Origin of the sequence: Sphingomonas sp. Sph1(2015), assembly GCF_001970915.1 — a bacterium.
Lineage (GTDB): Bacteria > Pseudomonadota > Alphaproteobacteria > Sphingomonadales > Sphingomonadaceae > Sphingomonas > Sphingomonas parapaucimobilis.
In genome coordinates this window covers 19,287-37,555 of the sequence record NZ_MQUI01000039.1, presented here as the reverse complement: position 1 = coordinate 37,555, position 18,269 = coordinate 19,287, and the positions used below count along the sequence as shown (strand labels likewise).

Annotated in this window: 17 protein-coding genes and 1 tRNA gene; 9 read left to right on the top strand and 9 right to left on the bottom strand. The window is 67.1% G+C overall.

Annotated elements, in window-relative coordinates; all coding sequences use genetic code 11:
- Nucleotides 1-501 (top strand): DUF3426 domain-containing protein (locus BSZ14_RS14420; protein WP_076711444.1); only part of this gene is annotated, 501 nt, incomplete at its 5' end.
- Nucleotides 502-576: 75 nt separating this feature from the next.
- On the opposite strand, the gene BSZ14_RS14415 is transcribed toward BSZ14_RS14420, so the two are convergent.
- On the bottom strand, nt 577-1,959 hold the full coding sequence (locus tag BSZ14_RS14415) for an MATE family efflux transporter (protein WP_076711443.1): 1,383 nt from the start codon (nt 1,957-1,959) through the stop codon (nt 577-579).
- Nucleotides 1,960-2,111: 152 nt separating this feature from the next.
- Here BSZ14_RS14415 and BSZ14_RS14410 point away from each other — a divergent pair.
- Nucleotides 2,112-2,198 (top strand) — tRNA-Leu (locus BSZ14_RS14410).
- A gap of 363 nt (nt 2,199-2,561) precedes the next feature.
- On the opposite strand, the gene BSZ14_RS14405 is transcribed toward BSZ14_RS14410, so the two are convergent.
- On the bottom strand, nt 2,562-3,152 hold the full coding sequence (locus tag BSZ14_RS14405) for a PilZ domain-containing protein (protein ID WP_076711442.1): 591 nt from the start codon (nt 3,150-3,152) through the stop codon (nt 2,562-2,564).
- Nucleotides 3,153-3,354: 202 nt separating this feature from the next.
- Here BSZ14_RS14405 and BSZ14_RS14400 point away from each other — a divergent pair, with 202 nt between their 5' ends.
- On the top strand, nt 3,355-5,556 hold the full coding sequence (locus BSZ14_RS14400) for a transglycosylase domain-containing protein (RefSeq protein ID WP_083748273.1): 2,202 nt from the start codon (nt 3,355-3,357) through the stop codon (nt 5,554-5,556).
- On the opposite strand, the gene BSZ14_RS14395 is transcribed toward BSZ14_RS14400, so the two are convergent.
- From BSZ14_RS14395 to BSZ14_RS14385, 3 genes are read right to left on the bottom strand one after another with little or no spacing between them, the layout of a single operon-like run.
- Nucleotides 5,532-6,200 (bottom strand): M48 family metallopeptidase, encoded by a 669-nt coding sequence (locus BSZ14_RS14395; protein ID WP_076711441.1) that lies wholly within the window; start codon nt 6,198-6,200, stop codon nt 5,532-5,534. The two genes, BSZ14_RS14400 and BSZ14_RS14395, sit on opposite strands and share 25 nt — an antisense overlap.
- A complete protein-coding gene (locus BSZ14_RS14390; RefSeq protein ID WP_042488223.1) occupies nt 6,197-6,625 on the bottom strand; it encodes a YcgN family cysteine cluster protein in 429 nt (142 codons plus the stop codon). The genes BSZ14_RS14395 and BSZ14_RS14390 overlap by 4 nt, the downstream gene beginning before the upstream one ends.
- A 13-nt stretch (nt 6,626-6,638) precedes the next feature.
- On the bottom strand, nt 6,639-7,229 hold the full coding sequence (locus BSZ14_RS14385; RefSeq protein ID WP_076711449.1) for an SCO family protein: 591 nt from the start codon (nt 7,227-7,229) through the stop codon (nt 6,639-6,641).
- Between the two features lie 69 nt (nt 7,230-7,298).
- On the opposite strand from BSZ14_RS14385, the gene BSZ14_RS14380 reads away from it, so the two are divergent.
- Nucleotides 7,299-7,898, top strand: coding sequence for an ankyrin repeat domain-containing protein (locus tag BSZ14_RS14380; protein ID WP_042488154.1), 600 nt, complete (start codon nt 7,299-7,301; stop codon nt 7,896-7,898).
- A gap of 184 nt (nt 7,899-8,082) precedes the next feature.
- On the opposite strand, the gene BSZ14_RS14375 is transcribed toward BSZ14_RS14380, so the two are convergent.
- Nucleotides 8,083-8,487, bottom strand: coding sequence for a DUF1489 family protein (locus BSZ14_RS14375; protein ID WP_076711440.1), 405 nt, complete (start codon nt 8,485-8,487; stop codon nt 8,083-8,085).
- Nucleotides 8,488-8,662: 175 nt separating this feature from the next.
- Between BSZ14_RS14375 and BSZ14_RS14370 the strand changes: the two genes are divergently transcribed.
- Nucleotides 8,663-10,804 (top strand): TonB-dependent siderophore receptor, encoded by a 2,142-nt coding sequence (locus tag BSZ14_RS14370; protein WP_083748272.1) that lies wholly within the window; start codon nt 8,663-8,665, stop codon nt 10,802-10,804.
- A 207-nt stretch (nt 10,805-11,011) separates the two neighbouring features.
- Here BSZ14_RS14370 and rplT read toward each other — a convergent pair whose 3' ends face one another.
- Both rplT and rpmI read right to left on the bottom strand, forming a co-directional pair.
- Nucleotides 11,012-11,377, bottom strand: a complete 366-nt coding sequence (gene rplT, locus BSZ14_RS14365; RefSeq protein ID WP_042488147.1) for a 50S ribosomal protein L20 — start codon at nt 11,375-11,377, stop codon at nt 11,012-11,014.
- A 21-nt stretch (nt 11,378-11,398) separates the two neighbouring features.
- The gene (gene rpmI / locus BSZ14_RS14360; RefSeq protein WP_007406658.1) at nt 11,399-11,602 is read right to left on the bottom strand and encodes a 50S ribosomal protein L35; all 204 of its coding nucleotides are present in this window, start codon (nt 11,600-11,602) and stop codon (nt 11,399-11,401) included.
- A 166-nt stretch (nt 11,603-11,768) separates the two neighbouring features.
- Between rpmI and BSZ14_RS14355 the strand changes: the two genes are divergently transcribed.
- From BSZ14_RS14355 to BSZ14_RS14345, 4 genes are all read left to right on the top strand, one after another.
- A complete protein-coding gene (locus BSZ14_RS14355) occupies nt 11,769-13,886 on the top strand; it encodes an AsmA family protein (protein WP_076711439.1) in 2,118 nt (705 codons plus the stop codon).
- A 143-nt stretch (nt 13,887-14,029) separates the two neighbouring features.
- Entirely contained in the window at nt 14,030-15,289 is a 1,260-nt protein-coding gene (locus BSZ14_RS14350; RefSeq protein ID WP_042488143.1) for a NupC/NupG family nucleoside CNT transporter, read from the top strand.
- Between the two features lie 387 nt (nt 15,290-15,676).
- A complete protein-coding gene (locus BSZ14_RS19725) occupies nt 15,677-15,823 on the top strand; it encodes a hypothetical protein (protein ID WP_157013673.1) in 147 nt (48 codons plus the stop codon).
- Nucleotides 15,824-15,838: 15 nt separating this feature from the next.
- The gene (locus tag BSZ14_RS14345) at nt 15,839-17,152 is read left to right on the top strand and encodes a carbohydrate porin (protein WP_076711438.1); all 1,314 of its coding nucleotides are present in this window, start codon (nt 15,839-15,841) and stop codon (nt 17,150-17,152) included.
- Between the two features lie 135 nt (nt 17,153-17,287).
- Here BSZ14_RS14345 and BSZ14_RS14340 read toward each other — a convergent pair whose 3' ends face one another.
- A complete protein-coding gene (locus BSZ14_RS14340) occupies nt 17,288-18,157 on the bottom strand; it encodes a 3-hydroxybutyryl-CoA dehydrogenase (RefSeq protein WP_076711437.1) in 870 nt (289 codons plus the stop codon).
- Nucleotides 18,158-18,269 lie beyond the last annotated feature (112 nt).

Below are 18,269 nucleotides of genomic sequence, written 5' to 3'. Positions count from 1 at the left end.
CCCGCCCCGCCCATCCTGACCCAGGAGGATTCGGGCTTCGACGCCTTTGCCCATCGGCCGCCCTTCCGTGCGCGGCGCAACCCGGTGCGGCGCTGGACCATCGGCGCGGTGCTGGCCGGATTGCTGATGCTGGTCGCGACGGCGGCGATCCTGTGGACCGGGATGCCGGGGATCGGCGGCTGGTTCGGCGTCGGCAGCACCGAATCGGCCCTCGAGCTGCGCTCCAACCCGATCGAGCGGCGCGAACTGGAAAATGGTTCGGAACTATTTGCCATTTCGGGACAGATCATCAACCCGTCCTCGACCGCGCAGCGCGTGCCCGACCTGCGCGCCGAACTGAAGGACGCGCAGGGCCGCGTCGTCTTCTCCTGGGCGATCGCGCCGCAGCAGCGGACGCTGGGGCCGGGCGCGTCGATGGACTTCAACTCGGCCAAGCTGGACGTGCCGCCCAGTTCCAAGCGGCTGGACCTGAGCTTTGCGGGTGAGGGCAGCGCGAACTGAGGCGTTCGGGGCGGAGCATTCGACTTCGCTCGGCCTGAACGGCGTGAGGGAATGGGGCCTTCTACCAACCTCCGTTCAGCCTGAGCGAAGTCGAAGGCCACGGGAATCCCGCAACCGCCGCGCGATGACCGCGAACCGCGTGCCGTGCAGGACTGCCGCGACCAGCATCCCCATCCCCGAAGCCCAGGCGAGCGCCGGCGCGCCCCAGCCGCTGGCGACCAGCCACCAGCCCACCCCGCCGGTCACGACGAAATAGGCGATGATGCTGTTGATCCCCGCCGCCACCTGATCGTTCAGCGAGCGCAGCGCATAGACCAGCACGACCTGCACCCCGTCGAACAGGATGAAGGGCGCCCAGATCATCAGCATCGCCACCGCCGCCGCATGCGCCTCCGGCAGCGCGGGGAAGGCGCCGACGACCGCTGCGGGCATCGTCCATAAGATCAGGCTGCACATGCCCATGGTCAGCGCCGCGATCCCGACCGCCAGCAGGGTGCGCGACACCGCCGCCGGGGCCGTGCCCTCGCCCACCGCATTGCCCGCGCGCACCCCCGCCGCCGATCCCAGGCCGATCGCCAGCGCGAAGGTGACGTTGTGGACCGAGAAGACGATCTGGAACCCATGCGCCGTCGCATCGCCCAGTCGGGTGGACAGCGCGATGAGGATCGCGAACCCGGCCAGTTCCAGGCCCGAGGCGATGGCAGGCACCAGCCCGAATCGCGCCAGCCCGGCCGCCCCCGCCAGCGTCGGCGCCCAGGCGGCACGGTCCAGCCGCCGCACGCCGCGCTGCTCGCCGCGCGGCAGCCGCATCGCGCTGGCCACCATCGCCACCGCCCCCAGGGCCGAGGCGATCACCGTCGCCAGCGCCGCACCGACCGCCCCCAGGGCGGGCAGTCCCAGCTCGCCGCCCGCCAGCGCCCAGGCGAGCGCTGCGTTGATCGGCAGGATCGACAGATTGACCATGGTCACCCGGCGCGGACGGCTGATCCCCTCGAGGAAGAAGCTGGCGGCGATCATGACCATCTGGAACGGATAGCCCAGCGCCATGACGGCCACGACGCGCGCGCCGGGTTCGACCAGCGAAGGCACGACCCCGATCCCCGCCAGCAGCGCCGCGCCGCCCAATCCCAGGATCAGCATTGCCGCCACGCCCAGGATCAGCCCCAGCACCATGCCGTCGCGCAGCGCCTGCCCCGTTTCGGGCAAATCACCCGCCCCGTCGGCGCGCGACGCCCGGACCAGCACGCCCGACAGCCAGGCCAGCCCGGTGACGATCGCGACATAGGTCAGCGACCGGCTGGCCGAAAGCGCGGCGACCTCATGCTCGCCCACCCGACCGACCACGATCACATCGGTGACGTGCGGGATCGTCCAGTTGAGGCTGGTCAGCATCACGGGCCAGGCAAGGCCCAGCAGGCGGCGTGCCTCGGCGCGGTCGGGGCGAAGGGATAAGGTCATGTCCTGCTCCTAAAGCCTCGGCGCGGCAGAAAGAACCATCGGCGGCGACCGACAAATGCACATCGTCGACGAAAGCCATTGCGCTACCCGTATCGCTTTGCTAGGGGCACCCGCCTACCAGCCCTCCGGCTTGCCGGTGGTGACTATCGAGTGCGGTCGTGGCGGAATTGGTAGACGCGCAACGTTGAGGTCGTTGTGGCCGAAAGGCCGTGGAAGTTCGAGTCTTCTCGACCGCACCAGATTTTTCCGAAAATCCGATGGAAATGCCCCGAGCGAGAATTCGCCCGGTGCCTGTCGGCATGTCTGCGGCCTGTGCGTGAACAGGATCGACAAGCAGGGATACCTTGCCTGCCCTGGCCCCTCTCGACGGGAGAGGCTTAGGCCCAATCGACATTCAGCGCGTGTTGTCTTCCTTCCTCCCCTGCAAGGGGAGGGGGACCAGCGAAGCTGGTGGAGGGGTGTCACCGGTCGCGATCGTTGACCCGCCTGTTCCAGCAGGACACCCCTGCGTCAGGCCTTCGGCCTGCCACCTCCCCTGCCAGGGGAGGAATAGAGGAATGTCGATCGGCCCTGAACCGGCGCACGCCATCGGGCAGGATGGGTCAGCGCAGCGCGACGATCGCCGCGAGCGCGTCCATGGACAGGGGCGAGACGAATCGGAAGCCGAAGCGGCCGTCCTTGACCCAGGCGACCGTGCCCGAGATCGCGGTGCCCAGCGGGCGCACGACGATATGGCCCGCCAGACCCGGCTGGATCTTCCCATCGGCGACCATCTTCGCGCCGCCCGCCGACACGTCGATCATTGCGGTCGTGAACTTGTGGGTGCCCACCCGCACATCGGCGGCCAGCGTGACGGCGAAGCGCGGCGCGCGCGGGATCGTGCCGTCCTCATTCTCGTGCGAGAAAATCCGCTCATAGGGCTGGGGCGAATCGAACTGCACGCCCGCCTTGCGGCCATTGACCCAGCGGACGGTGCCGGAAATGGGGGACAGGCCGCGCACCTCGATACAGATGGACTGGCCCACCGTCGGAATATCGACGAATCGCGCCATCAGGCCGGTGGCCGAGATATTATGGACCAGACAGACGCCGGGCTTGTCGCCGCAAATCTTGCCGAGAAGAAGGACGGCCGAATGCCGCTTGCCCGCACGGCGTTCCGCCGACGTGCCCTGCTGCTGTTCGACCTGTTCCATCCCTGCCCTTTCCACCGATCTCACCCCGCATTCGGCTTCGGGGTCCTTTACTACCCGATCCCGTATAAAAGACTAACATGTTTGACCCGATATCCGTGCGAAGCATGCGTCGAGGTGTCGCCGGTTCAGCCCCGCGCAAGACGCGATGCGGCATCGGCCGCTTGTGGTCATGTCCAAAGCCCTGTAATTCGCGAGCCGTCCCATGCCTCGCGCGTCGTCTTCCCGGTCTCCCCGGCCCCGCTCCTCCAAGCCCCGCTCTCCCTGGCGGCGCCGGATCGTCGTAACCCTGCAGGTCCTGATCGGCCTCGCCGTCCTGGCGGTCTGTGCGCTGGCCATCGCGGTCTTCGTCGCCAAGTCGCAGCTGCCGAGCTTCGAGGAGCTGAAATCCTCGCCCAACGGCCAGATGATCCGCGTCCATGCTGCCGACGGCACGGTGATCGTCTCGCTCGGGCCGAGCTATGGCGAGTGGCTGTCCTATGACAAGATCCCGATCGTCATGCGCGACGCGACGATCGCGGTCGAGGATCGCCGCTTCCGCCAGCATCCCGGCGTCGATCCGATCGGCATCGCCCGCTCGGTCGAGGTCCGGCTGGAAAAGGGTCGCTGGAAACAGGGCGGCTCGACCATCACCCAGCAGATCACGCGCACCATCTTCCTGAACAACCAGAAGAAGTTCGGCCGCAAGTTCCGCGAGGCGATCCTGGCGCTGGCGATGGAGCTGAAATTCTCGAAGAACCAGATTCTCGAGCTGTATCTGAACAAGGTCTATTATGGCGGCGGGGCGTACGGCATCGACGCCGCCAGCCGGAAATTCTTCGGCCACGGTGCCGAACATCTGAGCCTGTCGGAAGCCGCGGTGATCGCCGGGCTGGTCAAGGCGCCGTCCAACTATTCGCCGACCGCCGATGCCGAGGCCGCCGTGGGCCGCGCGGGCGTGGTCATCCAGCAGATGGAGCGCAACGGCTTCATCACCCCCTCCCAGGCCGCCAATGCCGATCCGCAGGCGCTCAAGCTCGCGCCCGAGCCGAGGCAGAATTCGGTCCGCTATTTCACCGACTGGGCGCTGCCCCAGCTCGACACGCTGATCGATGAGCAAAGCGCGCCGCTCGACGTGTGGACGACGCTCGACCTCAACATGCAGCGCGCCGCCGATGCCGCCGTCCGCAAGGATGCCCCTCCGGGGACGCAGGGCGCACTGGTCAGCCTGGACCGCGACGGCAGCGTGCGCGCGATGGTCGGCGGGCTGGACTACGTGTCCACCAACTATAACCGCGCAACGACGGCGGTTCGCCAGCCGGGTTCGGCGTTCAAGCTGTTCGTCTATCTCGCCGCGCTGGAGGCGGGCCACAAGCCCGAGGACCAGGTGGTCGACGAACCCGTCACCATCGACGGCTGGTCCCCGCGCAACGATTCGCGCCGCAATTCGGGCAGCGTCTCGCTTCGCACCGCCTTTGCCTATTCGCTGAACACCGTGGCGGCCAAGCTGGGCCAGGAAGTGGGTTTTCAGACGGTCGCCGACATGGCGCGCCGCTTCGGCATCACCACGCCGGTCAACACCCATCCCTCGATGGTGCTGGGCACATCGGAAGTCCATGTGATCGACATGGTCGCCGCCTTTGCCAGCATCTCCAACAAGGGCGTGAAGGTGACGCCGTACGGTATCACCAAGGTCGTGGCGAACGGCCAGACCATCTACACCCATGAGGTGGACCGCAGCCATGTGCTGGTCGCCCCCTATATCGCCGCCGAGATGACCGACCTGCTCCAGACCACGGTCAACACCGGCACGGGTCGCGCCGCGCAGATCGGGCGGCCGGTCGCGGGCAAGACGGGCACGACGACCAGTTCCAAGGATGGCTGGTTCCTGGGCTTCTCCAGCGGAATCACCACCGGCGTCTGGATGGGCCGCGACAATGGCAAGCCGGTCGCCGGGCTGCACGGCGGCACCGCGCCCGCCAAGGCCTTTGCGGATTATATGCGCGTCGCGGTCGCCAACCGCCCGATCGAGCAGTTCGACACCCAGGTCACGCTGCCCGAATGGCAGCTGGAGCCTGATGAGGAGAGCTATTTCGGCCAGCCCGACAATGGCGTTGCGGCGGTCGATGCCGATGGCAACCCACTGCCCCCGCCCAGTGCGGGTGCGCCCGAGGACGGTAGCGAGGCGGTCGAGATTCCGACCCACCGCGAGCCGGGTGCGCCGGTGCCGATCCAGCAGCCGCAGCCGGGTGCCCCGGCCCAGCCGCAACAACCTGCCCAGGCGCCGACGCCACCGCAGCGGCTGGATCAGGCGTGGATCGACCGGGTGACAGGTCGCGGCGGCGGGGCGACGCGCGAACCGCGTGCGTCCGGCAACCCGCCCCGTGGCTTACCCCGCGAACGTCAGGACGACCGGCCGAACCAGTGAAGTCCCGCGCCATGCTGCCGCAACCAGGTGGTGGCGGGCGCGGGGTCCTCGCCCAGCAGCTCGGCGACGAGCGCGTGGAAGGCGGGGGCGTGGTTCATATGGACACGGTGCGCGACCTCATGCGCCACCGTCGCGCGGCGGACATAGCCGGGCGCGAGAATTAGCCGCCAGCTATAGCGGATCGCGCCGGTCGACGCGCAGCTGCCCCAGCGCGCCTTGGGATCGGCGACGCTGACCTTGGACACGGTGACTCCCGCCGCCCGCGCGACCTCAGCCGTTTCGCGCGCCAGCGTCTCCAGCGCCTGCCGCTTCAACCACGCCTCGACCCGGCGTCCGAGCGTCTCGATCGGGCCGGAAGCGATCAGCCGGTCGCCGTCGCGCTGGATGACGCGGGCGCGGCCTTCCTCCCATTCCAGCGTCAGCACCGTGTCGCCGAACGGGATCGCCCCGCCCGGCACGAAGGGGCGCGGATGCGGCAGCCGCGCACGCTGCGCGGCGATCCAATCCTTCTTGTCCTCGGCCCAGGCAAGCGCCTTTTTCAGCCCCGCCCGCTTGGGCACGACCAGCCGCGCGGTGCCGGTGGCGGGATCGATGCTGAGCCGGATGGTCTTGGCCGTGGGGTGCCGCACGACTTCGTCGATCACAATTCCCGGTCCACGATATGGTTTTCGAAATCGCCCGCATCATCCTCGCTGATCGTCCAGCCGCGCACCGACTGCCCGGCGCGGTGGACCGCCTCGCGGTCGCCGCAGATCAGATAATGCCAGTCGGGCAACGGCTCGTTCGCCGCGCGCAGGCGATAGGCGCAGGTGGTGGGCAGCCAGTCGATCGACCGGACATTGCCCATGGTCAGCCGCACGCACTCGCTGACAAAGGCGCGGCGGTGGCGATAATTGGAGCATTGCCCGCTACGCCGGTCGAGCAGGCGACAGGCGACGTTGGTCGGCACCAGCTCGCCCGTCTCCTCATCCTCCAGCTTGTGGATGCAGCATTTGCCGCAGCCGTCGCACAGCGCCTCCCACTGCGCGCGGTCGAGGCTTTCGATCGGCTTTTCCCAGAACCGTTCCATCAGCACCGCTCCATCAGCGCACCCACTGGTCGAGCGTCTTGGCGACCGCCTCCGGCCCCTCGTCCGCCGGGACCAGCGCCAGCGGCTTGTTCGACGGGTCCATCAGATAGACCTGGCGGCTATGGTTCACCAGGTAACCGCCGCCGGGCGATTTGTCGCCCTTGGCCGCCCAGACGGCATAGGCCTTCTTCACCGCCTCGATCTGGGCAGGCGTGCCGGTCAGGCCGATAATGCGCGGGTCGAAGGCGGCGGCGAAGCGGCCGACCACGGCGGGCGTGTCGCGTTCGGGGTCGACGGTGATGAACAGCGGAACGATCTTCTTCGCCTTGGCGGGCGCGCTCTTGTCGAGCAGCTTCAGGCCCGCCGCGATCGCCTGCATATCGGTGGGGCAGACATCGGGGCAGAAGGTATAGCCGAAATACATGACGCGGTAGCGCCCGGCGAAATCGCGGTCGGTGACGGTCTTGCCCTTGGCATCGATCAGCTGGAACGGCCCGCCGATCTTCACGCCCGCCAGCGGCCCTTCCGCCTCGGGCTGGGAGGGGCCGCAACCGGCCAGAGGAAGCGCCAGCAGGGTCAGAAGGGACAGGAACAATCGGGTCATGACGCCGACAGCCTTGCTGTGATAAATCGCTCGGCGCAAGCCATGCTCCATTGCTCAGGATATCGTTTCATGTCCCTTCGCCCCCTGCTCGCCGCCGTGCTTCTGGGCAGCCTCGCCACGCCGCTCGCGGCGCAGATGATGCAGTCGGAAAGCTACAAATTCCTTCAGGCCGTGCGCGAGGCCAAGGGCAATGACGTCACCAACATGCTGGACCGCCCCGGCGCCAGCATCATCAACACCCGCGACGTGACCAGCGGCGAAGGCGCGCTGCACATCGTCATCAAGCGCGGCGACGAAACCTATCTGCGCTTCCTGCTCCAGAAGGGCGCCGATCCCAACCTGCGCGACGGGCGCGGCAATACGCCGCTGCTGCTGGCGGTGGCGGGCGGACAGCCCGAGATGATCCGCATCCTGACCGCGGCCAAGGCCAATCCGAATATCGGCAATGCGTCCGGCGAGACCCCGCTGATCCGTGCGGTGCAGCGCCACGACATCGGCATGGTCCGCGAGCTGCTGAACGCCGGAGCCGATCCCGACATGGCGGACAGCGTCGCCGGTCTCTCGGCCCGCGAATATGCATCGCAGGACGCGCGCAACACCGCGATCGCCAAGCTGTTCGCCGACACCCCGAAAAAGACCCGCGCGGCGGTGGCGGGTCCGAAGTTCTGACCCGAGGCGGACCGGCATTCGCTCATTCCTCCCCTGACAGGGGAGGGGGACCATGCGCAGCATGGTGGAGGGGTATCACCGCTTGCGATGTCTGACCGACCTCTCAGACCGGGACACCCCTCCGTCAGGCCTTCAGCCTGCCACCTCCCCTTCCAGGGGAGGAAACAAATGAATGTCGATCAGCCTAGATCAGCCCCAGTTCCACCAGCTTGCCGACCAGCACCGGCGGCATCATATCGATCCCGGACGCCGCCCCGCCCAGATCGGGTGGCGCGTCCGCCGCCTCCAGATAGCGCCAGCCCTGATGCGCGCGCCGGGGCAGCGCCTGCACCAGTACCAGTTCGGGATCGATATGGATCGCGCACCGCCCGCCCTCGGCCTCGCCAAAGGACAGGATCGGCGAGCGTGCAATCAGCTGATGCTTCAGGATCCAGAACAGCGACCCCTGCCCCGCCACTTCCTCATGCCGCTTGGGCAGATAGCGCGTGGTCAGGAACACCGGCCCTTCCTGCGCCCGCATCTTCAGTCGTTCGGCCAGGTGATCGATACTGGTCGCCCCGAACGCGACCTTGGTCAGATGAAGCGCCATGTCGGGGATCCATGTGGGGGCGGGTGTCCGGCATGGCTAGGGCCGGACGATGCGATTTGCCGTCAGACGGCGTCCCCATCGAAATACCCCCCATCGACGACGTTTTTGCTTTCGATACTGACTTGCAATAACATGCCATCATTCATAGGAGGCGGAAAAACAGGGAGTTTCCGCAATGCCGATCCTGATGACGCTGGCGGCCGGTGCCGCCGCCATCACCGCCCCGACCTCCACCCCCGTGGCGGCCGATCCCCAAGCCTCGCGCGACGACATCATCGTCACCGGCCAGCGGACCGAGGGCAAGGACGACTATACGATCGACGGCCAGACGACCGCGACGCGCATCCCCCTGACCCTGCGCGAGACGCCGCAGTCGGTCAGCATCGTGACCCGCCAGCAGATCACCGATTTCCAGCTGAACGACGTCAACCAGTTGCTGGCCACGGTTCCGGGCATCAACGTCCAGGCGAACGAGACCGATCGCGTCTATTATTCGGCGCGCGGTTTCGACATCCAGACCTTCCAGATCGACGGCATCGGCGTCCCCTTCGCCTTCGGCATCCAGACCGGATCGATCGACACCGCCATCTATGACCATATCGAGGTGGTGCGCGGCGCGCCCGGGCTGTTGTCGCCGACCGGCAATCCGTCGGCGGTCATCAACTTCGTCCGCAAGCGCCCGACCAAGGACCTTCAGGCGACCGCCAGCGTCCAGTACGGCTCGTTCAACAGCGTGCGCCTGGACGCGGATGTCAGCACGCCGCTGACCAGGGACGGCCATGTCCGCGCGCGTGTCGTCGGCGTGCTGTCGGACGCCGACAGCTATCTCGACCGGTACAGCCTGCGCCGCTGGACCGGGTACGGCGTGGTCGAGGCGGACCTCGGCCCCGATACCGTGCTGAGCGGCGGTTACGGCCATCAGGATCATCAGAGCCACGGCGCGATGTGGGGCGCGATGCCGCTGACCTATACCGATGGCACCCGCATCGACATGCCGCGATCGACCAATGTCGCGCCCGAATGGTCGGGCTGGAACGTGATCGACCGGCAGATCTTCGGCGACCTGACGCATCACTTTGCCGGGGACTGGGTCGCGCGGATCAGCGCGGTGCGGCGGGCGACCAGCGAGGCGGACGAGTTGTTCTATGTCTATGGCAATCCGGTCCGCGGCGCGCCCAACGGCATCGCCCCGGACCCCGCCAATCCGGGGCAGTTCCTGGGGATCAAGAGCTATCCGGGTGCCTTCCGCGCACAGACGCGCAACCTGACCATGGAAGCCTATGCCACCGGCCCCTTCACGCTGTTCGGGCGTGAGCATCAGCTGATGTTCGGCGTCAACCGCAGCGCGCAGGACTACAAGCAGACGTCGAGCTACGACTATTCCAAGGTCGGCCTGACGCTGCCCTTCCCCGACCTGTTCCAGGGCAATTTCCCCAAGGTCGATTTCCCGACCAACTTCTCGACGGCCTATGCATCGAGCCAGAACACCCAGACCCGCCGCGAAACCGCCTATGGCCTGGTTCGCTTCAGCCTGGCCGATCCGTTGAAGCTGATGCTCGGGGGCAATTTCACCCATGCGCGCAGCGTCGGCTTTTCGTACAATGTCGACACCAATTTCAATAATTCGCGCTTCTCGCCTTTTGCCGGGGTTACCTATGACCTGAGTCCGTCGCTGAGCGCCTATGCCAGCTATACGACGATCTTCAATCCGCAGACCGCCATCGGCGAGAACGGCCGGATCCTGGACCCGGTCAGCGGCAAGAATATCGAGGCGGGGATCAAGGGCGACTGGTTCGGCGGACGGCTGAACGCCAGCGCGGCGATCTTCCGCGTGCATCAGAACAACACCGCCGAGAGCATCGGCTTCGTCAACGGCCGCTTCGTCTCGCGCGGGGTGAACGCCAAGTCCGAGGGGATCGAGCTGGAGGTCGGCGGACGCCTGGCCGAGGGGCTGCAGGTTACGGGCGGCTATACGCTGATGCGGATCGAGGATCAGAAGGGCGACCCCGCGCGCCTGTTCGTACCGCGCAACACCGGGCGGCTGAACATCGTCTATTCGCCGCCCGCCCTGCCCGAACTCAAAGTGGGTGCGTCGGCCCAGTATCAGAGCGTGATCTACACCCAGACCCGCTCGGTCCGGCAGGACGGCTATGCGCTGGTCGACCTGATGGCCAAGTACGACATCACCCGGCGGATCGCGCTGTCGGCGAACCTGCGCAACCTGACCAACGCCAAGTACCTGACCGCGCTGACCTTCGACGGCGGCTATTATGGCGCACCGCGCTCGATCCTGGGGACGATCACGGTCCGGTATTGAGGGCGACCCTAGCCCCTCCCCTTCAGGGGAGGGGTTGGGGTGGGGCCTCTCAATCAGGCAACCTGCTCGCCGAAGCGCCCCACCCCCGGCCCCTCCCCTGAAGGGGAGGGGTGAGAAAGCAACACGCACACAAGCAGAAAAAAAGGCGCCGGTGGAACTCCACCGACGCCCTTTCCTGATTTCCGGCGCTAGTCCGTCAGTCGCGTGTCACGCGGCCTGCGGCAGAGCGGCCTTCGCCTGCGCGACGATCGCCTTGAAGGCTTCGCCCTCGTGCATGGCGATGTCGGCCAGGACCTTCCGGTCCAGTTCGACGCCCGCCAGCTTCAGGCCGTGCATGAACTGCGAATAGGTCAGGCCCTCGGCCCGGACACCCGCGTTGATGCGCTGGATCCACAGACCACGGAAGGTCCGCTTCTTAACCTTGCGGTCGCGATACGCATATTGACCGGCCTTTTCGACGGCCTGGCGCGCGATGCGGATGGTGTTCTTGCGACGGCCATAATAGCCCTTCGCCTGATCCAAAATCCGCTTATGCTTCGCCTTGGTGGTCGTGCCCCGCTTGACGCGTGCCATATCTTTCTACCCTTCCAGAAATCAGTTCAGGCCGTAAGGCGCCCAGGCCTTCACGGTCTTGGTGTCGGCATCGGACAGGACCGAGGTGCCGCGGTTCTGGCGGATATACTTGCCGTTATGGCTGATCAGGCGGTGGCGCTTGCCGGCCACGCCGTGCTTGAGCTTGCCGGTCGCAGTGAGCTTGAAGCGCTTCTTGACGCCGCTCTTGGTCTTGAGCTTGGGCATTTTTTTCCTTTCGCTAGAGCTAAGGCAGAAACGGCCGCGGCAGCCCTGATGGCCGGGCCGTTCGTGACACCTCGCTCGGGAAGCGGGCCGCTTAGACGAAGCGCGGGAAGAATGCAACCAAAGGGTGTCGGGGAACCGCCGCTCCCCTCGCGCGCTTTGGCTTTCCATGGATCAGGCACCAGCGGCCGACAGTTCCGCGCGTCATGCCGCCGCCCGTATCGGGTGGCGCCGCTGGGCATTGCGGATCGCCATCGGCCTGCTGACCGTCATCGCCGCGATCTGGCTGGTACTGTTCGTCACCAGGGGGCGGTTCCTGCGCCATCCCTTCGAGTCGATCGTCGGCAGGCTGACCCATCGGACCGTCAGCGTGGGCGGCGACTTCCAGCTCTATTTCGCGCCATGGCGGATCAAGTTCGTCGCCGAGAAGATCGCCGTTTCCAACCCGTCCTGGGCGACGCGACCGAATCTGTTCACCGCCGACCGGATCGATTCGCGGATCGCGCCGCTGTCGCTGCTGTTCGGCAAGCGGCGCTTCACCTGGCTGGAACTGACCAATGGCGCGGTCGATCTGGAGTGGACGCCCGACCACCGCACCAACACATGGACCTTCAGCGAGAAGAAGGGCGGCAAGCCGCTGGAATTCCCGCGCATCGACGTGGCCGAGATCAACGGAACGACCGTCCGCTACCGCGATCCCCGGATGCGGGTGACGGCGGAGCTGGCGCTGGCGGATTTCCGGTCGCAGGATGCGCGGATCGGCCGCGCGGTCGGCGTGCGCGGCAAGGGTGTGATTCGAAGCACGCCCTTCGTCGTCAACGCCCAGCTGCTCTCGCCCGACGCCACCGCCAATCGCGGCAAGAACGAGCTGGTCGCGCGGATGCGCGCGGCGGGCAATATCGTCGATGTCACCGGCACCCTGCCCTCCATCGCCGATGTCGAGAATGTGCCGCTTCGCACGCGGGCGCGGGGCAAGGACCTGTCCACCCTGCTGGAGGTCATCGGCGTCGTCATCCCGCGCACCCGCACCTATGACATCCATGCGCAGCTGGTGAAGGACGGCGACGTCTATCGCTTCACCCGCATGAAGGGGACGTTCGGCGACAGCGACCTGACGGGCACGCTGACCGTCACCCATGGCGAGCGGCTGCACCTCGATTCGACGCTGGCGACCCAGAAGCTCGACATCATCGATGCCGCCCCCTTTATCGGCTATAATCCCGATATCGTCGCGACCAAGGGCGCGGAGGCCGCCGCCGCCGCGACCGGGGTCGGGCCGCAGCGCCTGCTGCCGGACGCGGCGCTGCCGGTGGCGACGATGCAGCGCTTCGATGCCGATCTGAAATGGACGATCCGTACCGTGCGCTCGCGCCGCGTGCCGATCTCGAACGTCGACCTGACGCTGGCGCTGGATCGCGGCAAGCTGACCCTGTCGCCGCTGCGCTTCGCCATGGCGCGCGGCGATGTGTCGTCCGACCTGCTGTTCGACACGCGCCAGCGGCCCAGCCTGGTGCGCTACGATATCCGCCTGTCGCCGACCCCGCTGGGGCGGTTGCTGGCGGGATGGGGCGTGGCGGAGGCCGGGACGACCGGCACCGTCAAGGGCCGCGTCCAGCTGACCGGGCGCGGCGACACCATCCATGATTCGCTCGCCAGCGCGAACGGGCGCATGGCCTTCATCCTGCCCGCCGGTTCGCTGTGGACCAAGAACGCGCAGCTCGCCGAACTCGATATCGGCACCTTCGTCCAGAAGATGTTCGAGAAGGAACTGAAGGAGCCGGTGCGCATCAATTGCGGCCTGATCGCCTTTACCGTGCGCGGCGGCGTGGCGGCGGCGGACCCGATCCTGATCGATACGTCGAAGAATGTCGTGACGGCGCGTGGCGGGTTCAGCTTCCGCAACGAGGCGCTCGACCTGGCGGCGCGCGCCGATGCGAAGACCTTCAGCCTGTTCTCCGGCCAGTCGCCGGTCGGCATCACCGGCACCTTCGCGCATCCGGGGATCAACCCGATCAGCGGAGACCTGCTGGCGCGCGCCGGAGCCGGGCTGGGGCTGGCGGTGGTGGCTACACCGCTGGCAGGCGTGCTGGCCTTTGTCGATGTCGGAGATGCCAAGGCCGCGGCATGCGGCCCTGTGCTGTCGGGCGCGCGGGCCAGTGCGCAGCGTACCACCAAGGGCGACCAGCGCGACGATGTCGGGCGTGGCACCACCGCCAAGGCCGAGGACGGGAAAGGCAATCCGGGAGAGGCCAAGGCACAACGCAAGAAATTCCTCGGCATCTTCTGATCCCCCCGTGCCGGGGAGGATCGAAATCGCCCCATGATCAAAACTATGGCGGTCCCCCCGCACCTTGCTTATGATCGTCCCCCGCGCAGCCGGGGGGCCGCGTCATGGTCTCATTGCCCCAAGCGGGATATTAAGCAGCGCGCATGAATCGTTTCGCCATCGGTATCGCCGGCATTCTCGTCATCCTGGGCATCGCCGTTGCCCTGTCCACCGATCGCCGGGCAATCCGCCTGCGCGTCGTCGGCGCGGCCTTTGCGCTGCAGGCGGGGATCGCGGTCCTCGTCCTCTATGTGCCGTGGGGCAAGCGGGTGCTGCAATGGCTGTCCGGCGGCGTGGCGGATCTGCTCGGCTATGCCAATGAAGGGACCAAGTTCCTGTTCGGCGCGCTGGCCTCCGATCCGCTGGGCCGCAACTTCGCGATCCAGGCGCTTCCCGTGATCATCTTCTTCGCCGCGCTCGTCTCGATCCTCTATCATCTGGGGATCATGCAGCTGGTCGTGCGCTGGCTGGGCGGCGCGATCGAGAAGGTCATCGGCGTGTCGAAGGTCGAATCGCTCTGCGCCGCCGCCAACGTCTTTGTCGGCCAGTCCGAATCGCCGCTGGTCATCCGCCCCTATCTGGCCGGGCTGACCCCGGCGCAGCTGTTCACCGTGATGACCAGCGGCATGGCGGGCGTGGCGGGCACGATCCTGGCGGCCTATGCCTCGATGGGCATCTCGATCGAATATCTGCTCGCGGCCAGCTTCATGGCGGCGCCGGGCGGCATCCTGATGGCCAAGATCATCATGCCCGACCGCATGGAGCCGCCCGCCGGGCAGCTGCCGCTGGGCGACGTGATCGAGGACGAGCGCATCGCGCTGGCCGAGGCCACGCATGACGAGGAAAAGCCCGCCAACATCATCATGGCGGCGGCGCAGGGTGCGCAGACCGGCGTGAAGCTGGCGGTCGCGGTCGGCGCGATGGTGCTGGCCTTCGTCGCGCTGGTCGCGCTGGCGAACGGACTGCTCGGCGGGCTGGGCAATCTGATCGGCATTCCGGGGCTGAGCTTCCAGGCGCTGCTGGGTTATGTGTTCCAGCCGATCATGGCACTGCTCAACGTGCCGTGGAAGGAAGCGGGGATCGCGGGCGGCCTGTTCGGCGAGAAGATCGTGCTGAACGAGTTCGTCGCCTATATCGACCTGGGCAAGCAGGCGGCACAGCTGTCGCCGCGCACCGTCGCGGTCGTCACCTTCGCTTTGTGCGGCTTTGCCAATTTCTCGTCGATCGCGATCCAGATGGCGGTGACGGGCAGCCTCGCCCCCAATCAGCGCCCGACCATCGCCCGCCTGGGCATCCGCGCGCTGATCGCCGGGAGCCTGGCCAATTTGATGTCGGCGGCCTTGGCGGGCCTGCTGATCGCCTAACGCCGTTTCTCCTCCCCGGTACGGGGAGGTGGCAGCGCGTAGCGCTGACGGAGGGGGGCTTCCTCACTGGACTCCCTTTGCGGCCCGCCCCCTCCACCATGCTGCGCATGGTCCCCCTCCCCGGCACGGGGAGGAATTGGGGGTTGATCCCCATTATAAGCGCGTTATGGCGCGCCCTGTCGGCTGCGGACGTGGCCGACTCACACATAGGATCACAATGCCCCGATCTAGTCCCTTGTCCGGCGACGAGGACAGTAGACGCATCCGCGTCCACGTTCTTGCCGACCGTCTGACGGGCCTGACGGGGTCGACGATGTCGGCCCGCTAGAGCCGTTCCTCGCCGACCTTCCGCCGGGCTCGACCACATGAACCCGAAGGAGGTCTGCCATGACCCGTACCCTGTTCCGCGCGCATGTCCGCGCCCATTCCCTCGCCACCGTGATGGCGAGCGTCCCCCGCGAGCGTGCCCGGCTGCTCCGTCTGGTCGCGTCCACCCGTCCGCAGGCCATGCGCCGTCCCCGCGCCAGCGCCTGATCCGGGAAGACCATCATGATCCGTATCGTTTCGCGGGCCGCGCTGTGCGGCCTGTTCCTCGTCGCGCGCGCCGCGTCCGCGCAGGATACCCAGCCGCAGGACTTTGCGATCCACGGCCAGGCCACCCTCGTTGCACAGGGGGTCGGCGGCTTTGCCTCGCCCTATACCGGCGCCAACAGCCTGACCCCGCGTCAGGTGAAGGAGACGGCCGACGTCACCGCCTTTATCGGCGTCCGTGCCTGGACCGGGGGCGAGCTGTGGGTGAATCCGGAGATCGACCAGGGCTTCGGTCTGTCCAACACGCTGGGCGTCGCGGGCTTCCCCAGCGCCGAGGCCTATAAGGTCGGCAAGACCGAACCCTATTTCCGGCTGCAACGCGCCTTTTTCCGCCAGACTTTCGGGCTTGGCGGCACGCGCGAGGCGGTGGCGGGCGTCGCCAACCAGCTGGGCGGATCGCGCAGCCTCGACCGGGTCGTGCTGACCATCGGCAAGTTCGGCGTCGGCGATATCTTCGACACCAACCCTTACGCCCATGATCCGCGCGGCGATTTCCTCAACTGGTCGGCGGTCGATACCGGCAGCTTCGATTATGCCGCCGATGCCTGGGGCTATACCACGGGCGTCGCCGCCGAACTCTATCGCGGCGACTGGACGCTGCGTACCGGGCTGTTCAACCTGTCGACCGTGCCCAATGGCGAGCGGCTGGAACATGGTTTCGGCCAGTATCAGATCGATGCCGAGGTCGAGCATCGCCACCAGGTCGCCGGGCGGCCCGGATCGGTGCGCTTCGGGTTTTTCCGCAACCGGGGCAATTTCAGCCGCTTCGACGAGGCGCTGGCCTATGCCGCCACCACCGGCGGCGCGGTCGATTCGTCCGTCACCCGGCGGCGGATGACGCGGATCGGCGGCTATATGAACATGGACCAGGCGCTGACCGATACGCTGGGCCTGTTCGCCCGGGTCGGGGTCAGCGACGGGTCGATCGAGCCTTACGACTTCACCGATATCGACCGGACAGCGCAGATCGGCGCGTCGCTGAACGGCAAAAGCTGGGGCCGGGCGCAGGATCGGGTCGGGCTGGCGCTGATCGCCAACGGGATTTCGGCCGAGCATCGCCGCTATCTGGCGGCGGGCGGGCTGGGCGTGCTGGTCGGCGACGGCAAGCTGCCCGATGCGGGCGCCGAGGAGATTGCCGAGGCCTATTACGACGTCGCGCTCACCCGCGCGCTCGCGGTGACGCTGGACGCGCAATATGTGGAGAATCCGGGGTATAACCGCGATCGCGGCCCTGCCGAGGTGTTCGCGCTGCGGGTTCACGGCGCATTCTGATCCTCCCCGTCAGCGGGGAGGTGGCAGGCGGAAGGCCTGACGGAGGGGGGCTTGCCGCATAGGTCGTACCTATCGGCGATCCCCCCTCCACCATCCTGCGGATGGTCCCCCTCCCCGTGCCGGGGAGGAATGGAATTACCGCGTCGGCACGGGTTCCGCGCCCGAGTAATCATAGAAACCGCGCCTGGTCTTGCGGCCATACCAGCCCGCCTCGACATATTTGATGAGCAGCGGCGCAGGCCGGAACTTGGGGTCGCCGGTGCCCTCGAACAGCACGCGGGTGATCTCCAGGCAGGTATCCAGCCCGATGAAGTCGGCGAGGGTCAGCGGCCCCATCGGATGGTTCAGCCCCAGCTGGCAGGCCGCGTCGATATCCGGGATCGTCGCCACGCCCTCGCCCAGCGCGAAGATCGCCTCGTTTATCATCGGCATCAGCACTCGGTTGACGATAAAGCCCGGCGCGTCATTGGCATGAACGACCCGCTTGCCCAGCTCCTGCGCGAAAGCCTCGACTCTGCCGACCGTTTCGTCCGAGGTGGCGAGGCCCCGGATCAGCTCGATCAGCCCCATCACGGGCACCGGATTGAAGAAATGCACGCCGACGAAGCGCGCCGCATCGGGGGCCGCCTGCGCCAGCCGGGTGATCGGGATGGACGAGGTGTTGGTCGCCAGGATGGCGGTGTCGGACATCACCTTGCCGACCTCCTCGAAGATCGCGCGCTTGATGGCTTCGCGCTCGGTCGCGGCCTCGATCACCAGCTCGCAATCCGCCATGGCGGACAGGCTGCCGACCGGCTCGATTCGGCCGAGCAGCGCGTCGGCGTCCTCGCGGGTGGTCTTTTCCTTGGTCACCAGCCGGTCGAGCGCCTTGGCGATGCCCGCCTTGCCCGCCTCGGCGCGCTCGGCGGAGACATCCGCCAGCTTCACCGCATAGCCCGCCGCCGCCGCGACCTGCGCAATCCCTGCGCCCATCTGACCGGCTCCGATCACGCCCACCGACTTCATCGACACTCTCCTGTCTCCTGGCCCTGCCTCTTTGGCCTGTTCTTCCGGCCCGTATCTCTGCCACAAAGCCTGTTACAACGCGCCCTATCCGGTTCGGAACGGGATCGCCAGC

Excerpts from the sequence above, each read along its gene's own strand:
- BSZ14_RS14375 (WP_076711440.1), bottom strand. The coding sequence starts at position 8,487 with ATGGCGCTTCATCTGACCAAGGTCGCGTTCGGGGCGACCAGTATCGAT.
- BSZ14_RS14340 (WP_076711437.1), bottom strand. The coding sequence starts at position 18,157 with ATGAAGTCGGTGGGCGTGATCGGAGCCGGTCAGATGGGCGCAGGGATT.
- BSZ14_RS14370 (WP_083748272.1), top strand. The coding sequence starts at position 8,663 with ATGCCGATCCTGATGACGCTGGCGGCCGGTGCCGCCGCCATCACCGCC.
- BSZ14_RS14400 (WP_083748273.1), top strand. The coding sequence starts at position 3,355 with ATGCCTCGCGCGTCGTCTTCCCGGTCTCCCCGGCCCCGCTCCTCCAAG.
- BSZ14_RS19725 (WP_157013673.1), top strand. The coding sequence starts at position 15,677 with ATGACCCGTACCCTGTTCCGCGCGCATGTCCGCGCCCATTCCCTCGCC.
- BSZ14_RS14415 (WP_076711443.1), bottom strand. The coding sequence starts at position 1,959 with ATGACCTTATCCCTTCGCCCCGACCGCGCCGAGGCACGCCGCCTGCTG.
- BSZ14_RS14355 (WP_076711439.1), top strand. The coding sequence starts at position 11,769 with ATGGATCAGGCACCAGCGGCCGACAGTTCCGCGCGTCATGCCGCCGCC.
- BSZ14_RS14390 (WP_042488223.1), bottom strand. The coding sequence starts at position 6,625 with ATGGAACGGTTCTGGGAAAAGCCGATCGAAAGCCTCGACCGCGCGCAG.
- BSZ14_RS14345 (WP_076711438.1), top strand. The coding sequence starts at position 15,839 with ATGATCCGTATCGTTTCGCGGGCCGCGCTGTGCGGCCTGTTCCTCGTC.
- BSZ14_RS14380 (WP_042488154.1), top strand. The coding sequence starts at position 7,299 with ATGTCCCTTCGCCCCCTGCTCGCCGCCGTGCTTCTGGGCAGCCTCGCC.
- BSZ14_RS14350 (WP_042488143.1), top strand. The coding sequence starts at position 14,030 with ATGAATCGTTTCGCCATCGGTATCGCCGGCATTCTCGTCATCCTGGGC.
- BSZ14_RS14385 (WP_076711449.1), bottom strand. The coding sequence starts at position 7,229 with ATGACCCGATTGTTCCTGTCCCTTCTGACCCTGCTGGCGCTTCCTCTG.
- rplT (WP_042488147.1), bottom strand. The coding sequence starts at position 11,377 with ATGGCACGCGTCAAGCGGGGCACGACCACCAAGGCGAAGCATAAGCGG.
- rpmI (WP_007406658.1), bottom strand. The coding sequence starts at position 11,602 with ATGCCCAAGCTCAAGACCAAGAGCGGCGTCAAGAAGCGCTTCAAGCTC.
- BSZ14_RS14405 (WP_076711442.1), bottom strand. The coding sequence starts at position 3,152 with ATGGAACAGGTCGAACAGCAGCAGGGCACGTCGGCGGAACGCCGTGCG.